The 961-nt window shown below is 68.4% G+C and carries 2 protein-coding genes; both read right to left on the minus strand.

The features are described from left to right. Positions 1-614 (minus strand): MFS transporter (locus tag RT028_RS19450; RefSeq protein WP_312936995.1); only part of this gene is annotated, 614 nt, incomplete at its 3' end. A 4-nt stretch (positions 615-618) separates the two neighbouring features. Then, positions 619-961, minus strand: a 343-nt coding sequence (locus tag RT028_RS19455; RefSeq protein WP_312936997.1) for a class I SAM-dependent methyltransferase, incomplete at its 5' end; no start/stop codon positions are given.

Below are 961 nucleotides of genomic sequence, written 5' to 3' on the forward strand. Positions count from 1 at the left end.
GGCACCGGCACCGGCACCGGCACCGGCACCGACACCGGCGCGCGGCGACGTAGCGCCAGCAGTGGCAGCATGCCGAGCACCAGCGCCGCGCCCATGATCAGGAACGGCGCCTGCCAACCCAGGCGTGCCTGCACCAGCAGCATCACGCCACCGCCAACGATGGCGCCGACGAACAGCGCCGCCGAACGGATGCTGCCGGCGCGCAGCTGTTCGCTACGTGGCAGCCATTGCACGGCCAGGGCGTTGAGTGGCACGTCCATCCAGGTCGCAAGGGTGCTGATGGCCAGGGTCATGGCGAACAACGTCAGGTGCTGGTCGATGAGGTCATGACGGCCGATCAGCCAGTACAGCACCAGCAGTGCGGCGCTGAGCAGCAGCATCCAGTGCACCAGATGGCCCTGGCCCAGGCGCACCCGTTGCACGGGTACCGCGAGCAGGAACTTGAACGCCGCCGGCAGGGCGGCGAGCTGGAACAGGCCGATCTCGGTGCCGCTCCAGCCGTACTGGCGCATCACCAGCGGCATGCCGAACATCAGGTAGATGCTCGGCACCGCCAGGACCAGGTTGAGCCAGCCGAAGAGCAGTTGCAGGCCGGCGTTTCGTCCACGGGTCATGGGGTCATCCTTTCGGGCGTCGGGCGATCACCGCGTTCACCGGGGTCACCGGGAAACGCAGGCCGCTGAGCTGTTCCACGGCGTTGAAGCCGGCCTGTTGCAGGCGCTGCGCCAGGTCGCCTTCAGCCAGGACATGGCGGCCCTGCAGGCGCATGTGCAGGTAATACGGCAGCACCTGTGCGGCGGCCTCACGCTCGCGCGGCACCTCGGCCTGGCAGCACACCAGCAGCCCGCCGGGGCGCAGGGCGGCGTAGAGGCGGTGCAGCATGGCCGGGAAGTCATCGACGAAATGCAGCACCGACGAACACCAGATCAGGTCGAAGTCGCTGCCGATGTCGTCATGGTTG

This window comes from Pseudomonas sp. (genome assembly GCF_032058845.1).
In the GTDB taxonomy this organism is placed as follows: domain Bacteria; phylum Pseudomonadota; class Gammaproteobacteria; order Pseudomonadales; family Pseudomonadaceae; genus Aquipseudomonas.